At 75.3% G+C, this 24,802-nt stretch carries 2 protein-coding genes; both read right to left on the reverse strand.

Going from position 1 to position 24,802, the window contains the following annotated elements; translation table 11 throughout:
* Nucleotides 1-98 precede the first annotated feature (98 nt).
* Entirely contained in the window at nt 99-16,400 is a 16,302-nt protein-coding gene (locus ABTY04_RS37075; protein ID WP_352217838.1) for a type I polyketide synthase, read from the reverse strand.
* 58 nt (nt 16,401-16,458) lie between these two features.
* Nucleotides 16,459-24,802: type I polyketide synthase (locus tag ABTY04_RS37080; protein ID WP_352217839.1), on the reverse strand; the 8,344-nt coding region annotated here is incomplete at its 5' end.

Genomic DNA, 24,802 nt, shown 5'->3' on the forward strand with positions numbered 1-24,802 from the left:
GAGGCGTCCGCGTCCAGCTGGCGTTCCATCAGCCGTTCGCCCTGCTGGGCCAGGACCACCTGGGCGCCGGGCGGGGCGGGGCGCCCCGCCCGGCGTGCTCAGGCGCCGAGTTCGTCGTCGAGCAGGTCGAAGAGCTCGTCGTCGGTCACCGCGTCGAGGTCGTCGTCGGTGTCCTCGTCGCCGGTGCGCCGTCCGGTGTCCTGGCCGGCGCTCCACTTGGCCATGAGGGCCTGGAGTCGCATCGTGATCCGCGCGCGGGTGACGCTGTCCGCGTCCACCGCTCCCAGCGCGGCTTCCAGCCGGTCGAGTTCGCCGAAGACGGTGGGGCCGTCGGCGCCGAGCGGCAGGGCGGAACGCAGGTGTCCGCTGAGCTGTTCGGGGGTCGGGTAGTCGAAGATGAGCGTGGCCGGGAGCCGGAGCCCGGTGGCCGCGCCGAGCCGGTTGCGCAGCTCGACGGCGGTCAGCGAGTCGAAGCCCAGCTCCTTGAAGGCGCTGCCCGGTTCGATGGCGGAGGCGCCGTTGTGGCCCAGTACCTGGGCGACATGGGTGCAGACCGTGTCGAGCAGCACCCGGTCCCGTTCTGCGGGCGGGAGCTGGGACAGCCGCTCCGCCAGCGTCCCCGGGGCGTCCGGGGCGGCGCCGCCGCTCGTCCTGCGGCGTACGGGCGTACGGAGCAGGCCGCGCAGCAGCGGGGCGACGGTGTCGCCCACCTGGGCCTGGAGGGCGGCGAGGTCGATCCGGGCGGGCACGAGCAGGCTCGCGCTCCCCGGTCGCCCGCCATCGGCGGCACCGGCCGTCGCCGCGTGCAGGGCCGCGTCGAAGAGGGCCAGGCCGTCGGCCACCGACAGCGCGTTCATGCTGCCGCGGGCGAGACGGCTGCGGTCCTGGTCGCCGAGGGTAGCGGCCATGCCGGCCTCGTCGTCCCACAGGCCCCAGGCCAGTGAGAGCCCCGCCAGGCCGCGCGCCCGGCGGTGCTGGGCGAGCGCGTCGAGGAAGGCGTTGCCGGCGGCGTAGTTGGCCTGGCCGGCGTTGCCGAACACGCCGGCCGCCGAGGAGAACAGGACGAACGCCGCCAGGTCGAGCTGCCGGGTCAGCTCGTGCAGGTTCCAGGCCGCGTCGGCCTTGGGCCGCAGCACCTTCGCGACCCGCTCGGCCGTGAGCGAGGTGACGGTGGCGTCGTCGAGCACACCGGCGGTGTGCACGACGGCCGTCAGCGGGTGTTCGGCCGGTACGGAGGCCAGCAGGCCGGCCAGCGCGTCCCGGTCGGCCGCGTCGCAGGCCGCCCAGGTGACCCGGGCGCCCGACGCGGCCAGCTGATCGGCGAGTACGGTGGCGCCGTCCGCCGCCGCGCCCCGCCGGCTGGTGAGCAGCAGGTGCCTCACGCCGTGCTCGGCCACGAGGTGCCGGGCGAGCAGGCCGCCCAGGGTGCCGGTGGCCCCGGTGATCAGGACCGTGCCGTCGGGGTCGACGGCGCGGGCAGCGCCTTCGGCCGGGGCCGCGGCCCCGGTGAGGGCCGCGCGGGCCAGGCGGGGTGCCCGTACGGTCCCCTCGCGCAGGGCGAGCTGGGTCTCGTCGGTGGCGAGCGCGGCCGGCAGCGCCCCGTGGGAGGGGTCCGAGCCGTCGAGGTCCACGAGGACGAACCGGCCGGGGTGCTCGGCCTGCGCGGAGCGCACCAGGCCCCACACCGCGGCGTTCGCGAAGTCCGTGACGTCCTCGTCGGGGTCGGCGGCGACGGCGCCGCGGGTGACGACCGCGAGCCGGGACGCCGCGAACCGCTCGTCCGCGAGCCACCCCTGGACGAGGTCCAGGGCGTGCGTGGTCGCGGCGTGCGCGGCCGTCGCCTCGGCCGGTGCCGCGAGGTCGGGTGCCAGGGAGACGAGGACCGTCTCCGGTGCCGTCTCTCCCAGGGCCTCGGCCAAGTCGAAGGCCTCGCCGAGGGCGTTCAGGTCCGGGTACGCCCATCCGTGGGGGTCGTCGAGGAGGCCAGCCCGTTCCAGGCCGGCGCCGGTCTTGAGCGGGTCCGCGCCGAGCAGTGCCCAGCCGACGGCGGACTCCGGTGCGGCTTCGGGCAGCGTGAGGGTGGTCCAGTCGACCTGGAACAGTGCCTCGCGCACGGGTCCGGTGCCCGATCCGGTGGCGCCGCCATCGGCGGCGAAGGGTCGCAGGACGAGCGAGTCCACGGTCAGGACCGGCTCTCCGCTCCCGTCCCACAGGGTCAGTGTCACCGCGTCCCGGCCGGCCGGTGCCATCCGTACGCGCAGTGCGGCGGCGCCGGCGGCGTGCAGCCGTACGCCGTCCCAGGAGAACGGCAGCCGCGCGCCCGTCGGGCCCTCGGGGAAGAACTCCCCGAGCCCGACGGCATGCAGGGCCGCGTCGAGGAGCGCCGGGTGGAGTCCGTAGGGGACGGCCTCCGGGAGGCGGTCCTCGTCGAGGGCGACCTCGGCGAACACCTCATCCCCGAGCCGGTAGGCCCGGCGGAGGTTGCGGAAGGCGGGGCCGTAGCCGAGTCCGATGCCGTCGAAGCCCGGGTAGAGGTCGTCCACGGGGCAGGCGACGGCGCCGGCCGGCGGCCACTCGCCCAGGGCCCGGGCCCCGGTGTCCGGGGCGTCGGGGGCCAGGACGCCGTCGGCGTGACGGGTCCACGGCTCGTCGGGGGCGCTCTGCTCGGGGCGCGAGTAGACCTGGAAGGTCCGGCGTCCCTGCGCGTCCGGCTCGGCGACGGCGAGCCGCAACTGTGTCCCGCCCGTCTCCGTCAGCACCAGCGGCGCTTCGAGGGTGAGCTCGTCCAGGCGGCCGCAGCCGGCGTGGTCGCCCGCCCGGACGGCCAGTTCGACCAGCGCGGCGCCCGGCAGCAGGACGGTGCCCCCGACGCGGTGGTCGGCCAGCCAGGGGTGGGTGCGCGGGGAGAGCCGTCCGGTGAAGAGGAAGCCGTCCGAGTCTGGCAGGTCGACCGCCGCCCCGAGGAGCGGATGCGCGGTCGCGCCGAGCCCGGCGGACTCGACGTCGCCGCTGAGGGCGTGGGCGGGCGCCTCCAGCCAGTAGCGCTGGCGCTGGAAGGCGTACGTGGGCAGGTCGGCCCGGCGTGCGCCGGTGCCGGTGCAGTACGCGTCCCAGTCGACGGCGCTGCCCCGCAGGTACGCCTGGGCGAGGGCCGAACCGAGGGTGGCTTCCTCGGGGCGGTCCGCGCGCAGCACGGGGAGGAAGACCGCGCCGTCGCGGGTGAGGCATTCCTGCGCGAGTGCGGAGAGGACGGCCTCGGGGCCGAGTTCGAGGTACGTGGCGGCTCCCGCGTCCTCCAGGGCGCGGACGCCGTCGAGGAAGCGGACGGCCTCGCGGACGTGGCGCACCCAGAAGTCGGCAGAGCCCATCTCGTCGGTGACGAGGGCGCCGGTCAGGTTGGAGACGACCGGGATGCGGGGCGCGTTGAACGTCAGACCCTCCACCACCTGGCGGAAGGCGTCCAGCATGCCGTCCATGTGCGGCGAGTGGAACGCGTGGCTGACGGTCAGCCGCTTCGACTTGCGGTCGGGGAAGGCCTCGGCGATCGCCGTGGCGGCATCCTCGTCACCGGCGACGACCACGGACCGCGGCCCGTTGACCGCCGCGATGCTCACCCGGTCCGTCAGCAGCGGCAGGACCTCGTCCTCCGACGCCTGGACCGCGATCATCACGCCGCCCTCGGGCAGCGCCTGCATCAGCCGGCCACGCGCCGCCACCAGAGCACACGCGTCCTCCAGGGACAGCACCCCGGCCACATGCGCGGCCGCGATCTCACCGATGGAGTGCCCGGACACGAAGTCCGGCTTCACACCCCACGACTCCAGCAGCCGGAACAGCGCCACCTCAACCGCGAACAACGCCGGCTGCGCGTACTCGGTGCGGTCGAGCAGATCCGTATCCGCCCCGAACAGGACGTCCTTCAGCGGCAGTTCGAGCGCGAGGTCCATCCGCTCGCACACCGCGTCCAGCGCGGCCGCGAACACCGGGTAGGTCTCGTACAGTTCGCGGCCCGTGCCCAGCCGCTGGCTGCCCTGCCCGGTGAACAGGAACGCCAGCTTCCCGGCGGTCGGGGAGCCTTCCAGCAGGCCGGCCGCCCACTCGCCCGCGGCGAGCGCGGCGAGGCCGGCCAGGAAGCCCTCACGGTCCTCCGCGACGACCGCGGCCCGCCGGTCGAGGGCGGTCCTGCTCGTGGCCAGAGCGTAGCCGACGTCCACGAGGGGCAGTTCGGGGTGCTCGATGACGTGCGCCGCCAGGCGCGCGGCCTGGTCGCGCAGGGCCTGCGGGTCCTTCGCCGAGAGGAGCCACGGCAGTCTGCCGGGAACGCGGGCCGGCACGGTCTGTGCCTCCGGCTCCACCGGCTCGGGCGCCTGCTCGATGACGGCGTGGGCGTTGGTGCCGCTGAAGCCGAACGAAGAGACGGCGGCCCGGCGCGGGCGGCCCGTCCGGGGCCAGTCCGTGGCCGAGTCCAGGAGGGTCACCGCCCCCGCCGCCCAGTCGACGTGCGGGGTCGGCTGCTCCACGTACAGGGTCTTGGGCAGGACCCCGTGCCGCATCGCCATGACCATCTTGATGATCCCGGCGACGCCGGCGGCGGCCTGCGTGTGGCCCATGTTCGATTTGATCGAGCCGAGCAGCAGCGGCTGGTCCGCGGGGCGGTCCTGGCCGTAGGTGGCCAGGAGAGCCTGTGCCTCGATCGGGTCGCCGAGCGTCGTGCCCGTGCCGTGCGCCTCGACCGCGTCCACATCAGAGGCGGACAGACCGGCGTTGGCCAGGGCCTGGCGGATGACGCGCTGCTGCGAGGGGCCGTTGGGGGCGGTCAGGCCGTTGCTGGCGCCGTCCTGGTTGATCGCCGTACCCCGGACCACGGCCAGCACCGGGTGCCCGTTGCGGCGGGCGTCGGAGAGGCGCTCCACCAGGAGCACGCCGGCGCCTTCGGACCAGCCCGTGCCGTCGGCGTCGGCGGAGAACGCCTTGCAGCGGCCGTCGGCCGCGAGGCCCCGCTGCCGGCTGAACTCCACGAAGGCGGCGGGAGTCGCCATCACGGTCACGCCGCCCGCCAGAGCGAGCGAGCATTCGCCGCTGCGCAGCGCCTGCACGGCGAGGTGCAGGGCGACCAGCGAGGAGGAGCAGGCGGTGTCGACGGTGACCGCCGGACCCTCCAGGCCGAAGGTGTACGAGAGGCGGCCGGAGATGACGCTGGCCGCGTTGCCCGTGCCGAGGAAGCCCTCGACGCCTTCGGGCAGCGCCGAGAGCCGGGACGCGTAGTCGTGGTACATGACACCGGCGAAGACGCCGGTCCGGCTGCCGCGCAGGGTGCGCGGGTCGATGCCGGCCCGCTCGAAGGCCTCCCAGGAGGTCTCCAGGAGCAGGCGCTGCTGCGGGTCCATCGCCACGGCCTCGCGCGGGGAGATCCCGAAGAAGTGGGCGTCGAACGCGGAGGCGTCGGAGAGGAAGCCGCCCTCGCGGGCGTAGCTCGTTCCCTCGTGGCCCGGGTCGGTGTCGAAGAGGGCGTCGACGTCCCAGCCGCGGTCGTCGGGGAACCCGGAGATGACGTCCCGGCCTTCCAGGACCAGCCGCCACAGGGCTTCGGGACTCTCGACGCCACCGGGGTACCGGCAGCCCAGGCCGACGATCGCGATCGGCTCGTCGTCGCGGGGGGCGACGGCCACCGGCGCGGAGGGCGCCGCGGGCACCGTTCCGAGCAGTTCGGCCCTCAGGTGGTCGGCCAGGACCGTGGAGGTCGGGTAGTCGAAGACGAGGGTGGCGGGCAGGCGCAGCCCGGTGGTGGCGCCGATCAGGTTGCGCAGCTCGACGGCGGTCAGCGAGTCGAAGCCGAGCTCGCGGAAGGAACGGTCGGCTTCGACCGCCTCGGGCCCGGCGTAGCCAAGCACCGCGGCGACCTGGGTGCGTACCAAGTCCATGACGAAGAGCCGCTGTTCGGCGTCCGTCAGGCCGACGAGGCGGGCCGCCGGTCGGGACGCGTCGGGCGAGCCGGCGTCGGCGGCGCGGCGTGCGGGGGTTCGGACGAGGCCGGAGAGCAGCGGCGGGAGCAGCCCGCTGCCCGCCTGGACCCGCAGCGCCGCCAGGTCGAGCTTGACCGGCACGAGGAGCGGCTGCCCGGCGGCGCAGGCGGCGTCGAACAACGCGGTGCCTTCGGCAGCGGACAGGGCGCTGACTCCGCCTCGGCCGAGCCTGGACACGTCCCCGGCATCCAGAGCGCCACCCATGCCACCGGCCTCGGCCCACAGACCCCAGGCCAGCGACGTGGCGGCCAGGCCCCGGGCCCGGCGGTGGGCGGCCAGAGCGTCCAGGAACACGTTGCCGGCCGCGTAGTTGGCCTGACCCGCGCCACCGAAGACACCGGCGGCCGACGAGAACAGCACGAACGCGGAAAGGTCCAGGTCCCGGGTGAGTTCGTGCAGGTTCCACGCCGCATCCACCTTCGGACGCAGCACCGCCGACAGACGCCCGGCCGTCAGCGAACCGACCACACCGTCATCCAGGACACCAGCCGTGTGCACGACCGCCGTCAACGGATACTCAGCCGGTATGCCGGCCAGTACGGCCGCCAGGGCCTCACGATCGGCCACATCACACGCCGCCCACGACACCTCAGCACCCAGACCGGCGAGCTGAGCCGACAGCTCCGCAGCACCCTCGGCCGCCTCACCACGCCGGCTCACCAGCAGCAGACGCCGCACACCGTGCTCAGCGACCAGGTGACGCGCGAACAGCCCGCCCAGCGAACCACTCGCACCCGTCACCAACACCGTGCCATCGGCATCCCACTCGACACCCGCATCAGCGGCGACCGCCGCACGAGCCAGCCTCGGCACCAGCACCGAACCACCCCGCACCGCGACCTCGGACTCACCCGAGTCCACCACGGCGGGCAGCGCTCGGTAGGAGGCATCGCTGCCGTCGGTGTCGACCAGGACGATCCGCCCCGGGTTCTCCGACTGCGCCGAACGCACCAGACCCCACACCGAGGCATGGACCAGGTCGGCCACATCCTCACCGGGAACGGCTTCCACCTCACCCCGGGTCAGGAACACCAGACGCGCGTCAGCGAACCGCTCATCGGCCAGCCACTCCTGCAGCAGCCCCAGCACCCGGCCCGTCTCCGCGTGCACCGCACCCGCCACGTCGTCCGCATCACCGACCGGAGACAACGGGACACACACCAGCGCCGGATCCGTCACCGTCGCGAGCCCGCCACCGTGGGCCTCGTAGCGCACGCCCGCCGCATCGAGCCCGGCGTGACCGTCCGCCAGCAGCGCCCAGGGGCGCTGTTCGGCCGTCGGCGCCGGAGCGACCGGCAGCGTCGTCCACTCGACCTGGAACAGCGACTCCAGGCGACCGCCGCGCGCCGCCCCGATCTGCTCGGGCGAGACCGCCCGCAGGGCCAGCGAGTCCACCGAGGCCACGGGGTGGCCCGCGGAGTCGGCGAGTTCCAGCGACACCGCGCCGTGTCCGGCCGGGGCCAGGCGGACCCGCGCCGCGGAGGCGCCGGCCGCGTGCAGCCGTACGCCGGTCCAGGCGAAGGGCAGTCGGGCCCCCTCCTCGGTGTCGGCATCCGGGGCCGCGGCCACGGAGCCGTCGAGCGCCAGGGTGTGCAGTGCGGAGTCGAGCAGCGCGGGGTGCAGCCCGAACGCGTCGGCGTCCGCCGCGGTGCTTCCCGTCAGGGCGAGGTCCGCGAACAGTTCGCCGTCGTGCCGCCAGGCCGCCCTGAGCCCGCGGAACAGGGGGCCGTAGCGGAGACCGGAGGCGTCGAGCAGCTCGTACGCGTCGTCCACCGGGACGGACACGGCGCCCGCCGGCGGCCAGATGCCGAGGTCGGCGGTGGCGGCGCGGACGTCCTCCGCCAGTTGCCCGGCGGCGTGCCGGCGCCACGGTTCGTCGTCGAAGGCCGGGGTGGCGTCCGCGTCGGCCGGGCGGGAGTACACGGCGACCGCACGGTGGCCCGAGGCGTCCGGTGCTCCGACCGTGACCTGGACCTGCACGGCGTCGCCCGCGTCCGACAGCACCAGCGGTGCCTGGAGCGTCAGCTCGTCGAGGGCCGGGGCACCGACCCGTTCGCCCGCGTGCAGGGCCAGGTCGACGAAGGCGGTTCCGGGAACGAGGACGGAGCCCATGACGGCGTGGTCCGCCATCCAGGGGTGGGTGCGCAGCGAGAGCCGGCCCGTGAGGACGCAGCCGTCGGCGTCCGCGAGGGACACCGCCGCGCCCAGCAGCGGGTGTCCGGCCGTCGCGAGGCCGAGTCCGGTCGCGTCGCCGGGCAGCGGGGTGCCCGTCTCCGGCCAGAAGCGCTCGCGCTGGAAGGAGTACGTGGGGAGGTCGACGCGTCGCGCGCCCGTCCCGGCGAACCAGGCGTGCCAGTCGGCTTCGACGCCGCGCACATGTGCCCGGGCGAAGGCGGTGACGACGGTTTCCGTCTCGGAGCGGTCAGCTCGCAGCGTCGGGGTGAAGGCGGCGGTGTCGGCATCGGTGACGCAGTCCTGCGCGAGGGCGGACAGGGTGCCGTCGGGGCCGATCTCGATGTAGGTCGTCACGCCGGCGGCTTCGAGGGCGCGGACGGCGTCGAGGAAGCGGACGGCGTCACGGACGTGCCGGACCCAGAAGTCGGCAGAGGCCATCTCGCCCTCGGTGACGAGGGCGCCGGTCAGGTTGGAGACGACCGGGATGCGCGGGGCACTGAACGTCAGACCTTCCACGACCTCGTGGAAGGCGTCGAGCATGCCGTCCATGTGCGGCGAGTGGAACGCGTGGCTCACGGTCAGCCGCTTGTGCTTCCGGTCGGCGAACGCCTCGACCACGGCCATCGCCGCGTCCTCGTCACCGGCGACGACCACCGACTGCGGCCCGTTGACGGCCGCGATGCTGACCCGCTCGGTCAGCAGCGGCAGGACCTCGTCCTCGGAGGCCTGGAGCGCGATCATCACGCCGCCCTCGGGCAGCGCCTGCATCAGCTGGCCACGCGCCGCCACCAGAGCACACGCGTCCTCCAACGAGAACACACCCGCCACATGCGCGGCCGCGATCTCACCGATCGAATGACCGGAGAGGAAGTCCGGCTTCACACCCCAGCTCTCCACGAGCCGGAACAACGCCACCTCGACCGCGAACAACGCCGGCTGGGTGTACTCCGTACGGTCCAGAACAGCCGCGTCCGCCCCGAACAGGACCTCCTTCAGCGGCAGTTCCAGGTCCATCCGCTCACACACCGCGTCCAGCGCGGCCGCGAACACCGGGAACGCGTCGTACAGCTCACGCCCCATACCGAGCCGCTGGCTGCCCTGCCCCGTGAACAGGAACGCGGTGCGGCCGCCCTTGGCGACCGTGCCCCGGATCAGACCGGGCGCCGTCCGTGCCTCGGCGAGTGCGGCCAGGGCGGTGGCGGCCTCGGCGCGGTCCTGGGCCACGACCACGGCGCGGTGATCGAAGCCCGCGCGGGTGGTGGCCAGGGAGTACGCGAGGTCCGCGAGCGCGAGCTCCGGGTGGGCCTCCAGGTGGGTGCCCAGGGTCCGGGCCTGCGCGGCCAGAGCGTTCACGGTGCGGCCGGAGAGGCGCAGCGGGAGCAGGTCGCGCGTGCCGACGCCGTCCGGGGTGGCCGGGGTGGCCTCGGCCGGCGGCTGCTCGATGATCGTGTGGGCGTTGGTGCCGCTGATGCCGAACGAGGAGACGCCCGCACGGCGCGGGCGGCCGGTCTCCGGCCACGGGACCGAGTCCGTCAGGAGGCTGACGGCGCCTTCCGACCAGTCCACGTGCGGCGACGGCTGCTCCGCGTGCAGGGTGCGGGGCAGTACGCCGTGCTGCATGGCCAGGACCATCTTGATGACACCCGCCACACCGGCCGCGGCCTGGGTGTGCCCGAGGTTCGACTTGACGGAGCCCAGCAGCAGCGGCTGGTCGGCGGGGCGGTCCTGGCCGTACGTCGCCAACAGCGCCTGCGCCTCGATCGGGTCGCCCAGGGTGGTGCCCGTGCCGTGCGCCTCGACCGCGTCGACCTCGGCGGCCGACAGACCCGCACTCGCGAGGGCTTCGCGGATGACGCGCTGCTGCGAGGGGCCGTTCGGGGCGGTCAGGCCGTTGCTGGCGCCGTCCTGGTTGACGGCCGAGCCCCGCACGACGGCGAGCACCGGGTGCCCGTTGCGCTGCGCGTCCGACAGCCGCTCCACGAGCAGCATGCCGACGCCCTCGCCCCAGCCGGTACCGTCCGCGTCGGCCGAGAAGGCGCGGCAGCGGCCGTCTGCGGAGAGGCCGCGCTGGCGGCTGAAGCCGACGAACGTACCCGGGGTGGCCATGACGGTGACGCCGCCGGCCAGGGCCAGGTCGCACTCGCGGGTCCGCAGGGCCTGGATCGCCATGTGCAGGGCGACCAGCGAGGACGAGCAGGCGGTGTCGATGGTGACGGCGGGGCCTTCGAGGCCGAAGGTGTACGAGACGCGTCCCGAGGCGATGCTGCCCGTACTGCCTGAGCCGAGCGAGCCGTCCGCGCCGTCGGCCGAACGTTCCAGCAGGGCCGCGTAGTCGTGGTACATCACGCCGGCGAACACGCCGGTGCGGCTGCCCCGTACGTCGGCCGGGTTGATGCCGGCGCGTTCGAAGGCCTCCCAGGTGGTCTCCAGCAGCAGCCGCTGCTGCGGGTCGGTGCCGACGGCCTCGCGGGGGCTGATCCCGAAGAACGTCGGGTCGAATCCGGCGGCGTCGTGCAGGAAGCCGCCGTGGCGGGTGTAGGAGGTTCCGGGGTGGTCGGGGTCGGGGTGGTACAGGGACTCGACGTCCCAGCCCCGGTCTGCCGGGAAGCCCGTGATAGCGTCGCCGCCGCTCTCCAGCAGCCGCCACAGCTCCTCGGGGGTGGTGACGCCGCCGGGGTAGCGGCAGCTCATCGCCACGATCGCGATCGGATCGTCGTCGGCGGCGTTGCCGGCACCGGGTCCGGCGGCCGCGGCCCGGGACGTGGGCCGGTCCCCGCCGAGTTCGTCGGACAGGTGACGGGCCAGGGTGAGCGAGGTCGGGTAGTCGAAGACCAGCGTCGCGGGCAGTCGGCGGCCGACGGCCGCGCCGAGCCGGTTGCGGAGTTCGACCGCCGTGAGGGAGTCGAAGCCCAGTTCGTTGAAGGCGTGCCCGGGTTCGATGGCGTCCGGGGTGCCGTGGCCGAGTACGCCGGCGACGTGGCCGCGGACGAGGTCGAGCAGCAGCCGCTCCCGTCCGGGTGCGTCGAGGCCGAGGAGGCTCCGCTCCAGGGCGGACTGCTCCGTACCGGCACTCCCGCCGGCGGCGCCGGTCGCGGCGGTGCGCCGTACGGGGGTGCGGACCAGGCCGCGCAGCAGCGGGGCCACGTCGGCCGCGGTGGTGGGCAGCGCCAGCCGCATGGGCACCAGAAGGGCCTGGCCGGCGTCCTCGGCATCGGCCGCGGCGAGGGTGTCGGCCAGGTCGAGCAGAGCGAGGCCGTCGGCGGAGGTGAGCCCCCGCACGCCGCCGCGCTTCATGCGGTCGAGATCGGCCTGGTCCAGTGCGCCCGCCATGCCGTCGGCGTCCTCCCACAGGCCCCAGGCCAGCGCGACGGCCGGGAGGCCCTGGGCGCGGCGGTGCTGGGCGAGCGCGTCGAGGAAGGAGTTCGCGGCGGCGTAGTTGCCCTGGCCGGGGGCGCCGAACACGCCGGCGGCCGAGGAGAACAGCACGAACGCGGACAGGTCGAGGCCGCGGGTCAGCTCGTGCAGGTGGAGCGCTGCGTCGGCCTTGGGCCGCAGGACGGCGTCGAGGCGTGCGGGCGTGAGCGAATCGATGACGCCGTCGTCGAGGACACCGGCGGTGTGGACGACCGCGCGCAGCGGACGCGCGGCGGGGATCGCGGCCAGGGCGGCGCCGAGCGCCTCCCGGTCGGCGGCGTCGCACGCGGCCCAGGTCACGTCGGCGCCGAGCTCGCCGAGCTCGCGCGTCAGTTCCGCCGCACCGGGCGCCGTGTCGCCGCGACGGCTCAGCAGCAGCAGGTTCCGTACGCCGCGTTCGGCGACGAGGTGCCGTGCGACGAGCCGGCCGAGGGTGCCTGCCGCGCCGGTGACGAGGACGGTGCCTTCGGGGTCGTACGCGGGAGCCTCGGCCGGAGCGCCGGTGGCGACCCTGGCCAGCCGTGGAGCGTGCGCGCCGCCCTCGCGCAGGGCGAGCTGCGGCTCCCGCGAGGCGAGGACGGCGTCCAGGACGGCCCAGGACACCTCGGCGGGCGCGGCACCGGTGCCGGTGCCGGTGCCGGTGCCGGTGCCGGTGCCGGTGCCGGTGCCGGTGCCGGTGCCGGTGCCGGTGCCGGTGCCGGTGCTGGTGTCGGTGTCGACGAGGACGAAGCGGCCCGGGTGCTCGGACTGCGCGGAGCGCACCAGGCCCCAGACGGCCGCGTGAACGGGGTCGGGTACTCGGTCGCCGGTGCGGACGGCGACCGAGCCCCGGGTCAGGAGGACGAGCCGGCTGTCGGCGAGCCGGTCGTCGGCGAGCCAGCGCCGCAGCAGGCGGAGCGTGGCGTGCGTGGCCGTGTGGACGGCCTCGGGGGTGAGCTCCGGCGTGGCGGGCAGGTGGACGAGGACGGTGCCCGGGACGGGCGCGTCGGTGTCGAGGGCCGCCTCCAGGGCCTCGTCCGCGGACGGCCCGTCGAGGACCAGCCGGTGCTCGACGGCCGCCGTGGAGCCGCCGGCCGGGCCGGGGAGGGTCAGCGGAGTCCACCTTACCTGGAACAGGGAGTCGTGGGGGCCGCCCGCCCCGGCGTCGAGCTGCTCGGCCGACACGGTGCGCAGCGTGAGCGCGGCGACGTCGGCGACGGGCTGTCCGGCTCCGTCGGTGAGGGCGAGCGACACCGTGTCCGGTCCGGCCTTCGCCAGCCGGACGCGCAGCGACGGGGCGCCGACGGCGTACAGGGACACCCCGGCCCAGGAGAACGGCAGCCGGCCGCGGCCGGTGTCCTCGACGAGTCCGGCGACGCCGATGGCGTGCAGGGCGGCGTCGAGGAGGGCGGGGTGCAGCCCGAACAGGGCCGCGTCGGAGCGCTGTTCGTCGGAGGTCTCGATCTCCACGTAGGCCGCGTCGCCGGTCACCCAGGCGGCGCGGACGCCCTGGAAGGCGGGGCCGTAGTGGAGTCCGGCTTCCGCGAGGCCGGAGTAGAGCTCCTCCACGGGCAGCGGCGTGGCATCGGCCGGCGGCCAGGTCTCGAAGGCGGGCGACGGCTGCGGGGAGCCGACGGCGAGGACACCGTCGGCGTGGCGGGTCCACGGCCGCTCGGCCGCGTCGACGTCCTCCCCCGGCGCGTCGCCCGACGGCTCGGAGCGCGAGTGCACGCCGAGGGGGCGGCGGCCGGTGGCGTCGGGGGCACCGACCCACAGCTGGAGCTGGACGCCGCCGTCTTGGGGCAGGACGAGCGGGGCGTGCAGGGTGAGTTCCTCAAGGAGGCCGCAGCCGATCTGGTCGCCGGCGCGGATCGCCAGCTCCACGAAGGCGCTGCCGGGCAGCACGACCGAGCCCATGACGGTGTGGTCGGCGAGCCAGGCGTGGGTGTCCAGCGAGAGCCGGCCGGTGTAGAGGAAGCCGTCGAGGTCGGCGAGGGCGACGGCGGCGCCGAGCAGCGGATGGCCGGCGCTCCCCAGTCCGGCGGCGGCGACGTCGCCAGGGGGGCGTCCGGCGTCGAGCCAGAACGGCTCGCGCTGGAAGGCGTACGTGGGGAGGTCGACGCGCTCCGCGCCGCTGCCGGCGTAGTAGGCGTCCCAGTCGACGGCCGTGCCGCGCACGTGGAGACGGGCGAGGGCGTCGGTCAGGGTGGCGGTCCCGGGGCGGCCGGAGCGCAGTACGGGTACGAAGACGGCCGTGTCGGCGTCGCCGGTCAGGCAGTCCTGGGCGAGGGCCGAGAGGACGGCGTCGGGGCCGATCTCGACGAAGTGGACGACGTTGCGGGCGGCGAGCGCGCGCACGCCGTCGAGGAAGCGGACGGCCTCGCGGACGTGGCGGACCCAGAACTCCGCCGAGCCCATCTCGTCGGTGACGAGGGCGCCGGTCAGGTTCGAGACGACCGGGATGCGCGGGACCTCGAACGACAGCCCGGCGACCGCCTGGCGGAAGGCGTCCAGCATGCCGTCCATGTGCGGCGAGTGGAACGCGTGGCTCACGGTCAGCCGCTTGTGCTTCCGGTCGGCGAACGCCTCGGCCACGGCCATCGCCGCGTCCTCGTCACCGGCGACGACCACCGACTGCGGACCGTTGACCGCCGCGATGCTGACCCGGTCCGTCAGCAGCGGCAGGACCTCGTCCTCCGACGCCTGGACCGCGATCATCACGCCACCACCCGGCAGCGCCTGCATCAGACGGCCACGCGCCGCCACCAGAGCACACGCGTCCTCCAGGGACAGCACCCCGGCGACGTGCGCGGCCGCGATCTCACCGATGGAGTGACCGGACACGAAGTCCGGCTTCACACCCCACGACTCCAGCAGCCGGAACAGCGCCACCTCGACCGCGAACAACGCCGGCTGCGCGTACTCGGTGCGGTCGAGCAGGTCCGCGTCGGCCCCGAACAGGACTTCCTTCAGCGGCAGTTCCAGGTCCATCCGCTCGCACACCGCGTCCAGCGCGGCCGCGAACACCGGGAAAGCGTCGTACAGCTCACGCCCCATGCCCAGCCGCTGACTCCCCTGCCCCGTGAACAGGAAGGCGAGCTTCCCGCCGACCGGGCGGCCGAGGGTGACGCCCTGAGCCGATCCGTCCGGGCCGAGCGCGGCCAGGGACTCCAGGGCGCGGACGAGACCGGGCTCGTCGGCGGCGGTGAGGACCGCGCGGTGTTCGAAGTCGGTGCGGCCGCGCGCGAGCGAGTGGGCGACGTCCTCGGCGCGCAGGCCGGGGTGGGCGGTCAGGTGCGCGTGGAGCTTCGCGGCCTGGGCGCGCAGGGCCGCCGGCGACTTGGCGGAGACGGTCCACAGCGGCGGTACCGGGACCACCGCGGCGGGCGGCTCGACGTCGGCCGGCTCGGGCGCGGGGTCCTGCGCGGGGGCCTGTTCGATGACGGTGTGGGCGTTGGTGCCGCTGATGCCGAACGAGGAGACGCCCGCGCGGCGCGGCGCGCCGGTCTCGGGCCACGGTACGGACTCGGTGAGCAGCCGGACGGCGCCCTCCGTCCAGTCCACGTTCGGCGTGGGCTCTTCGACGTGCAGGGTCTTGGGCAGGACGCCGTGGCGCATGGCCATGACCATCTTGATGATCCCGGCGACGCCGGCGGCGGCCTGGGTGTGCCCGATGTTGGATTTGATGGAGCCGAGGAGCAGCGGCCGGTCGTCGGGCCGGTCCTGCCCGTACGTGGCGAGCAGCGCCTGCGCCTCGATCGGGTCGCCCAGGGTCGTGCCGGTGCCGTGGGCCTCGACGGCGTCGATCTGGGCGGGCGAGAGCCGGGCCCCGGCGAGTGCCTCACGGATGACGCGCTGCTGGGAGGGCCCGTTGGGCGCGGTGAGGCCGCTGCTGGCGCCGTCCTGGTTGACGGCCGTCCCGCGGATGACGGCGAGGACGGGGTGGCCGTTCGCACGGGCGACGGAGAGACGTTCGAGGACGAGCATGCCGGCGCCCTCGCCCCAGCCGGTGCCGTCGGCGGCGGCGGCGAAGGACTTGCAGCGGCCGTCGCCGGCCAGTCCGCGGTGGCGGCTGAACTCGGTGAAGGTACCGGGCGTCGACATGACGGTGACGCCGCCCGCGAGGGCGAGGGTGCACTCGCCGCTGCGCAGCGCCTGCGCGGCGAGGTGGACGGCGACCAGCGAGGAGGAGCACGCGGTGTCGACCGTGACGGCCGGGCCCTCCAGGCCGAGGGTGTAGGCGATCCGGCCGGAGGCGATGCTGCCGGAGCTGCCGTTGCCGAGGAAGCCCTCGATCTCCTCAGGGACGCTGAACAGCCGGGCGGCGTAGTCGTGGTACATCAGGCCCGCGAAGACGCCGGTGCGGCTGCCGCGCAGCGTCGCCGGGTCGATCCCGGCGCGTTCGAAGGCCTCCCAGGAGGTCTCCAGCAGGAGCCGCTGCTGCGGGTCCATGGCGAGGGCCTCGCGCGGGGAGATCCCGAAGAACGCCGGGTCGAAGTGGTGGGCGTCGTGGAGGAATCCGCCGACGTGCTCGTAGGCCTCGATGCCGCTGTCGGGGTCGGGGTCGAAGAGGACCTCGGCGGGCCATCCCCGGTCGGCGGGGTACGCGGAGACGGCGTCGGTGCCGCCGGCGACGAGCTCCCACAGCCGTTCGGGGGTGTCGATGCCTCCGGGGTAGCGGCAGCTCATGGCCACGACCGCGATCGGCTCCTGGTCCCGCTCCTCCACCTCGCGCAGCTTGCGTCGCGCCTCGCGGAGGTCGGCCGTCGCCCGCTTGAGGTAATCGAGGTACTTCTCCTCGTTCACCATTGTTTACGCCATCCCCGTCGTCGAAGTGGTCAAGGTCGTCTCGGTCGTCGAGGCCATCTCAGGAGAGACCGAGTTCGTCGTCGAGGAGGTCGAAGAGCTCGTCGGCCGTCGCGGCCTGGATGTCCCGCTCTTCGGCGGCGTTGTCCTGTGCACTGTGCGTGTCGTTCCACTTCGCCAGTAGGTCTCGCAGCCGGGCGGTGATGCCCGCGCGTTCGGCGTCGTCGGGGGCGACCGCCGAGAGGATCGATTCGAGCTTGTCGAGTTCCGCGTGGACGGGCTTGCGGGCGGCGTCGCCCCGGCCGAGCTTCTCCCCGATGTACGCGGCGAGCGCCGCGGGTGACGGGTAGTCGAAGATCAACGTGACGGGCAGCCGCAGCCCGGAGGCGGCGGTGAGCCGGTTGCGCAGGTCGACGGCGGTCAGCGAGTCGAAGCCCAGATCGAGGAAGCCGCGGGCGGCGTCGACGTCGTCCGCCGTGCCGTGTCCGAGGACGGCGGCGACCTGCGTGCGGACCAGGTCCCGCAGCGCCTGGTCGCGTTCGGCGGCCGACAGGCCCGCCAGCCGCTCCTGGAGGGTCCCCGCCGGTTCGGCGGCGGCGCGGGTGCCGGAGGCGGCTCGGGTCGCGGGGGCGGCGGCCCGGCGCGCCGGGGTGCGGACGAGTCCGCGCAGCAGCGGCGGCAGGGTGCCGTCGGCGGCCTGGGCGCGCAGTACGGCCGGTTCGATCCGCAGGGGGACGAGGACGGCGTCGTCCAGGGTCCGGGAAGTGTCGAACAGGGCCAGCCCCTCCTCGGGGGCGAGCGCGCCGACACCGGAGCGGGCCATGCGGGTCAGGTCGGCCTCGTCGAGGGCTCCGGCCATGCCGTCGGCGGCCGCCCACAGCCCCCAGGCGAGGGAGCTCGCGGTCAGGCCGCGGGCCGCGCGGTGCTGGGCGAGGGCGTCGAGGAAGGCGTTGGCGGCGGAGTAGTTGGCCTGGCCGGCGGCGCCGAAGGAGCCGGCGACGGAGGAGAAGAGCACGAACGCGGAGAGCGGGTGGCCCTCGGTCAGCTCGTGCAGGTTCCAGGCCGCGTCGACCTTGGGCCGCAGGACGGTGTCCAGGCGTTCGGGCGTGAGGGAATCGATGATCCCGTCGTCCAGGACGCCGGCCGTGTGGACGACCGCGGTCAGCGGCCGGTCGGCGGGGATCTCGGCCAGTACGGCGGCCAGCGCGTCCCGGTCGGCCGCGTCGCAGGCCGCCCAGGTGACGGTCGCGCCCCGGTCGGTCAGCTCGCGCGTCAGGTCGGCCGCGCCGGGCGCCGCGTCGCCGCGACGGCTGAGGAGCAGCAGGTTCCGTACGCCGTGGGCGTCGGTGAGGTGGCGGGCGAAGAGCCTGCCGAGGGTGCCGCTCGCGCCGGTGACGAGGACGGTGCCAGCGGTGTCGATCTCCGGGCGGCCCGTGTCCGGCCGGCCCGTCTCCGGGCGATCGGTCTCGGGGCGGTCGGTCTCGGCGGCGGTCCGGGCGACGCGGCTCAGGCGGAAGGCGTACGCCTGGCCCGCCCGCAGGGCGAGCTGCGGCTCGTCGCCCGCCAGCGCGGCGGCCAGCGCCCCGAGGGAGGCGTCGGAGCCGTCGGTGTCGGCGAGGACGAACCGGCCGGGGTTCTCCGACTGCGCCGACCTCACCAGGCCCCACACCGGGGCGTGGGCGAGGTCGGTGACGTGTTCGCCCGCCGCCGCGGCCACCGCGCCCGAGGTGAGCAGCACCAGCCGGGAGCCGTCGAGGCGTTCCTCGGCCAGCCACTCCTTGACGAGCGCGAGCGCGTGGTGCGCGGCGCCGCGGGCGGCGGGCGCCCGGCCGTCGCCGGAGGCGGTCCCGGACAGCGGGACGACCACGACGTCGGGTGCCGGGGCGCCGGAGGCGATCGCCTCGCGCAGCGCGGTGAGGCCGGGGTGGCGTTCGAGCGCTTCGCCGCCGACGCGGACGTCCGCCCGGTCCTCACCCAGTACGGCCCACCGCTCGCCGGCGGGGACCGTACCGGCGGTGAGGTGCAGCTTCGTCCACTCCACGCCGAACAGGGACTCGTGGTGCGCGGCGCGGTCTCCGCCGAGCTGGGCCGCGGAGACCGGGCGCAGGATCAGGGAGTCGACCGAGGCCACCGGGGCGCCGGTGGAATCGGCGACGTCCAGGGTCACGCCGCCGGAGGCCGCGGCGGCGATCCGGACCCGGAGGGCGGCCGCGCCGGTCGCGTGGAGGCGTACGCCGGTCCAGGCGAAGGGCAGTCGGGCGCCCTCGGCGGAGTCGTCGGAGCCGGAACCGGGTATCCCGAGGCCGATGGCCTGGAGGGCGGCGTCGAGGAGCGCGGGGTGCACGCCGTACGCGTCGGCTTCGCCCGCGTACGCCTCGTCGAGCGCGACCTCGGCGAACAGCGCGCCGTCGCCGCGCCAGGCGGCGCGCAGCCCCTGGAACACCGGCCCGTATCCGAGGCCGGCCGCGGCCGCGGCGGGGTAGAAACCGTCGGTGGGTACGGGTTCGGCACCGGCCGGCGGCCACTGGGACAGGTCGAAGGCACGGGCCGGGGCGGACTGGGCGAGTACGCCGGTGACATGGCGCGTCCACGGCTCGCCCGCCGGGGCGTCGGCGGGGCGGGAGTGCAGCGTCAGGTTGCGCCGGCCCTCCTCGTCGGCCGCGTCGACGGCGAGCTGGAGCTGTACGGCGCCCTGGTCGCCGAGGGTGAGCGGGGCCTCGATGGCCAGTTCCTCGACGGTGTCGCAGCCGGTCTCCGCGCCGGCCCGCAGGGCCAGTTCGACGAAGGCGGTGCCGGGCAGCAGGACGGTGTCCATGACCGTGTGGTCGGTCAGCCAGGGGTGGGTGGACAGGGCGAGGCGGCCGGTGAGGACCAGGCCGTCGGAGGCGGGCAGCGGCAGGGTGGCGCCGAGCAGCGGGTGTCCGGCAGTGTCGAGGCCGGCCGCGAGGACGTCCTCGACGGAGACGCCGACGTCAAGCCAGTAGCGCTTGCGCTGGAAGGCGTACGTGGGCAGGTCGACGCGGCGGGCGCCGGTGCCGGCGAAGAACGCCGTCCAGTCGACGGTGACGCCGTGCGCGTGGGCCTGGGCGAGGGCGGTGGCGAGGGCCTCGGCCTCGGGGCGGCCCTTGCGCAGCACGGGCACGCAGAGGGCGGCCCCGGCGGACTCGAGAGCCTCGGCGGTGTCGTCGGTGAGGCAGTCCTGGACGAGCGCGGACAGGGTGCCGTCGGGACCGAGTTCGACGTACGTCGTCACCCCGGCCCCGGCCAGGGCGCGGACGCCGTCGAGGAAGCGCACGCCCTCGCGGACGTGCCGGACCCAGAAGTCGGCGGAGCCCATCTCGTCGGTGACGAGCGCGCCGGTCAGGTTCGAGACGACCGGGATGCGCGGCGCCCCGTACACCAGGCCCTCGGCGACCTTGCGGAAGTCGGCGAGCATGGCGTCCATGTGCGGGGAGTGGAAGGCGTGGCTGACGGTGAGGCGCTTGGTCTTGCGTCCCAGGGCCTCGAAGACCTCGGCGACCTCGACGGCGGCGTCCGGGTCACCGGCCACGACGACGGCCTGAGGGCCGTTGACCGCGGCGACGCTCACGCCGTCGGTCAGGAACGGCAGGACCTCGTCCTCCGAGGCCTGGACGGCGATCATCACGCCGCCGGCGGGCAGTTCCTGCATCAGCCGGCCGCGTGCGGCGACCAGTTCGGCGGCGTCCTGGAGGGAGAGCACCCCGGCGACGTGGGCGGCGGCGATCTCGCCGATGGAGTGGCCGGACAGCACGTCGGGCCGTACGCCCCAGGCGTCCAGCAGCCGGAACAGCGCCACCTCGACCGCGAAGAGCGCGGGCTGCGTGTAGGCGGTCCGGCCCAGCAGGGCGGCGTCCGATCCGAACAGCACGTCCTTCAGGGGCAGTTCGAGGTGCCGGTCGAGTTCGGCGCAGATCTCGTCCAGCGCGGTCGCGAAGGCGGGGTGGGTGGCGTGGAGTTCGCGTCCCATGCCGAGGCGCTGGCTGCCCTGCCCGGTGAACAGGAACGCCACCTGGCCGTCGCGCGCGGCTCCCCGGACCAGTCCGGCCGCGCTCTCGCCGCGGGCCAGCGCGTCCAGGCCGCGCAGCAGCTCCGTACGGTCCGACGCGACGAGGGCGGCCCGCTGTTCCAGGGCCGAGCGGGTGGTGGCCAGGGACAGGGCCACGTCGGCGGTGCGCAGGTCCTCGTCCCCGAGGACACGGGTGTGGAGCCGACGGGCCTGGGCGCGCAGCGCGTCCTCGCCGCGGGCGGACAGCACGACGGGCACGGAGGGCGTACGGGTCGCCTCCGGCGCGGGCTCGGGGGCCTGCGAGGACCCGGGGTCCGGCTGCGGGGCCTGCTCGATGATGGCGTGCGCGTTCGTCCCGCTGATGCCGAAGGAGGAAACGCCCGCGCGGCGCGGGCGGCCGGTCTCGGGCCAGGCCACCTGCTCGGTGAGGAGGGACACCGCGCCCGCCGTCCAGTCGACGTGCGGGGTCGGTTCGTCGACGTGGAGGGTCTTGGGCAGGACGCCGTGGCGCATCGCCAGGACCATCTTGATGACGCCGGCCACGCCCGCGGCGGCCTGGGTGTGCCCGAGGTTGGACTTCACCGAGCCGAGCAGCAGCGGCTGTTCGCCGGTGTGCTCGCGGCCGTAGGTGGCGAGCAGCGCCTGGGCTTCGATCGGGTCGCCGAGGGTCGTGCCGGTGCCGTGGGCCTCGACGGCGTCGACGTCGGCGGCGGTCAGGCGGGCGCTTTCCAGGGCCTGGCGGATGACGCGCTGCTGGGACGGGCCGTTGGGGGCGGTCAGACCGTTCGAGGCGCCGTCCTGGTTGACGGCGGAGCCGCGGACCACGGCCAGGACCTGGTGGCCGTTGCGGCGGGCGTCGGAGAGCCGCTCCAGCAGGAGCATGCCCGCGCCCTCGCCCCAGCCGGTGCCGTCGGCGGCGGCCGCGAAGGACTTGCAGCGGCCGTCGGCGGCGAGCCCGCGCTGGCGGCTGAACTCGATGAAGGTGCCCGGCGTGAACATCACGGTCACACCGCCGGCCAGGGCGAGGCTGCACTCACCGTTGCGCAGGGCCTGCGCCGCGAGGTGGAGGGCGACCAGCGAGGAGGAGCAGGCCGTGTCGACGGTGACCGCCGGGCCCTCCAGGCCGAAGGAGTAGGCGACGCGGCCCGAGACGATGCTGCTGGAGCTGCCCGTGCCGAGGTAGCCCTCGACGCCGTCGGGCACGGCGTGCAGGCGCGCCCCGTAGTCGTGGTACATGACGCCGGCGAAGACGCCCGTACTGCTGCCGCGCACCGAGGACGGGGCGATGCCGGCCCGTTCGAAGACCTCCCAGGTGGTCTCCAGCAGCAGGCGCTGCTGCGGGTCCATGGCGAGGGCCTCGCGCGGGGAGATCCCGAAGAAGGAGGCGTCGAACTCGGCGGCGTCGTGGAGGAAGCCGCCCTCGCGGGCGTACGAGGTGCCCGGGTGCCCGGGGTCGGGGTGGTAGAGGGCCTCGGTGTCCCAGCCCCGGTTCTCGGGGAGGCGGGTGACGCCGTCCTCGCCGGCGGTCAGGAGCTGCCAGAGGTCCTCGGGGGTGCGGACGTCGCCGGGGTAGCGGCAGCTCATGGCGACGATCGCGATGGGCTCGTCGTCGGGGGCCGCGGTCGTCGCGGGCGTCGCGGAGCCGGCGGCGAGGGCGGCGGCGCCCTCCTGGTCCGGGTCTCCGATCAGCTCGGTGCGCAGGTGGCGGGCCAGGACGGTCGGGTCCGGGTAGTCGAAGATCAGCGTGGCGGGCAGGCGCAGCGCGGTCGCCTGGTTCAGGCGGTTGCGCAGCTCCACGGCGGTGAGCGAGTCGAAGCCCAGCTCCTTGAAGGCCCGCCCCGACTCGACGGCGGCGGGGCCGGCGTGGCCGAGCACGGCGGCGACCTGTGTACGGACCAGGTCCAGCAGCGCGCGGTCCTGTTCGGGGCCGGACAGTCCGGCCAGCCGGGCCCGCAGCTCCGGCTCGGAACCGGCGGCGGCGACGGCCGCCGACCGGCGGGCGACGCCCCGTACGAGGCCGCGCAGCAGCGGCGCGAGGGTGCCGGCGGCGGCGAGGGGGCGCAGGGCGTCGGTGTCCACGCGCATCAGGGCCGTGGGCGCGTCGTCCAGACGGACGGCGGTGTCGAACAGCCTGAGGCCGTCGTCGGCCGTCAGCGGCGGCAGTCCGGCGCGGCGCATGCGGTTGACGTCGGCGGCGTCCAGGGCGCCGGCCATGCCATCGGCCACCGACCACAGGCCCCAGGCCATCGCGGACGCCGGGAGGCCCTGGGCGCGGCGGTGCTGGGCGAGCGCGTCCAGGAAGGAGTTGGCGGCGGCGTAGTTGGCCTGGCCGGGGCCGCCGAACAGGCCGGAGGTGGAGGAGAACAGCACGAAGGCGGAGAGGTCCAGGTCCCGGGTCAGCTCGTGCAGGTTCCAGGCCGCGTCCACCTTGGGCCGCAGGACCGCCGACAGCCGGTCGGGGGTCAGCGAGGTGAGGATCCCGTCGTCGAGGACGCCGGCGGTGTGGACGACCGCCGTGAGCGGGTGGTCGGCGGGGATCCGCGCGAGCAGGGCGGCGAGCGCGTCCCGGTCGGCCACGTCGCAGGCCGCCCAGGTGGCGGTGGCTCCCGACGCGGCGAGTTCCGCGACGAGTGCGGCCGCGCCGGGGGCGTCGGCGCCGCGTCGGCCCACGAGGAGCAGGCGGCGCACTCCGTACGAGGTGGCCAGGTGGCGGGCGACGAGCCCGCCGAGCGCGCCGGTGGCACCGGTGACGAGCACCGTGCCGTCGGGGCCGAAGGCCGGGGTACGGTCGGCGTCCTCCTGGCCGGTCTCGACGCGCGCCAGGCGCGGGACGAGCACGGCGTCCGCGCGCAGGGCGAAGCGCTCCTCGTCGGAGGTGAGCGCGGTGCGCAGGGCGGCGTGGCCGCCGTCCGCGGCGCTGTCGGCGGCCGCGTCGACGAGCGCGATCCTGCCGGGGTTCTCCGTCTGCGCGGACCGCAGCAGGCCCCACACGGTGGCGGCGGCCAGGTCGCTCACGTCCTCGTCCGGGGTGGTGGCCACCGCGCCGCGGGTGACGAACACGAGCCGGGCGGCGGCGAACCGGTCGTCCGCGAGCCAGGCCTGGGCGAGGGCGAGCGCGGTGTGCGCGGCGTCGTGCACGGCCGGCGCGGACAGCGGGGCGGGCGTCGGGGCCAGGTGGACGACCACCTCGTCCGGGACGGCCGCTCCCGCGTAGACGGCGGCGGCCAGCGCGGCCAGGTCGGCGTAGCGGTCGGTGCCCTGCGGGTCTTCGTCGCCGGCGCCGCCCAGGAAGGCGTACCGGACGGTGGCCGGCTCGTCCGGGGCGGCGAGGCCGCCGGTCTCGGTCCACTGCTGGCGGAACACCGACTCGTGGTACGAGGCACGCGCGGCGTGCAGCCGGTCGGCGGTCACCGGCCGCAGTCCGAGCGAGTCGACGGCCGCTACGGGGGCGCCGGACGCGTCGGCGATCTCCAGCCGGACGCCCTCGGCGCCGGCCGGGGTCAGGCGGACGCGCAGCGCGCTCGCCCCTCCGGCGTACAGGGACACCCCGGACCAGGCGAAGGGCAGGCGCCCCTGGCCGTCGTCGGCTCCGATGCCGTCCAGCCCGATGGCGTGCAGGGCGGCGTCGAGCAGCGCCGGGTGCAGGCCGAAGCGGCCCGCCTGGCCCTCGGCGCCTTCGGGCAGCGCGACCTCGGCGTACACCGCGCCGTCGAGCTGCCATGCCGTGCGCAGGCCGCGGAAGGTGGGGCCGTAGGCGAATCCGATGGTGTCGAGCGCCTCGTAGCGGCCGTCGAGGGGCAGCTCGGTGGCGCCGGCCGGGGGCCAGGCGCTCAGGTCGAAGCCGGCGGCGGGGCGGGCCTCTTCGGCAAGGACACCGGAGGCGTGCCGCGTCCAGGGTTCCTCGGCCGCCAGGCCCTCGGCGCGGGAGTGCAGGGCCAACGGCCTGCGGCCGGCCTCGTCGGCGGCGCCGACCCAGACGCGCAGCCGGACGCCTCCGCGTTCGGGCAGGACGAGGGGCGCTTCGAGGGTGAGCTCTTCGAGGTGGTCGCAGCCGAGCTGGTCACCGGCGCGGGTCGCGAGTTCCACGAAGGCCGTACCGGGCAGCAGGACGCTGCCGAGGATGGCGTGGTCGGCGAGCCAGGGGTGGGTGGACAGGGCGAGGCGACCGGCGAAGACCATGCCGTCCGACTCGGGCAGGGCGACACCGGCGCTCAGGAGCGGGTGGGCCGTGTCCTCGAGGCCGATCGCCTCGACGTCCCCGAGGTAGAGGGAGGAGATGGCCGGCCAGTAGCGCTGGCGCTGGAAGGGGTAGGTGGGCAGGTCGACGCGCTGGGCGCCGGTGCCCGCGAAGTAGGCGGTCCAGTCGACGGTGACGCCG

Source organism: Streptomyces sp. NPDC097981 (genome assembly GCF_040302565.1).
Lineage (GTDB): Bacteria > Actinomycetota > Actinomycetes > Streptomycetales > Streptomycetaceae > Streptomyces.

Coding starts and splice junctions, on each gene's coding strand:
- ABTY04_RS37075 (WP_352217838.1), bottom strand. CDS start 16,400: ATGGTGAACGAGGAGAAGTACCTCGATTACCTCAAGCGGGCGACGGCC.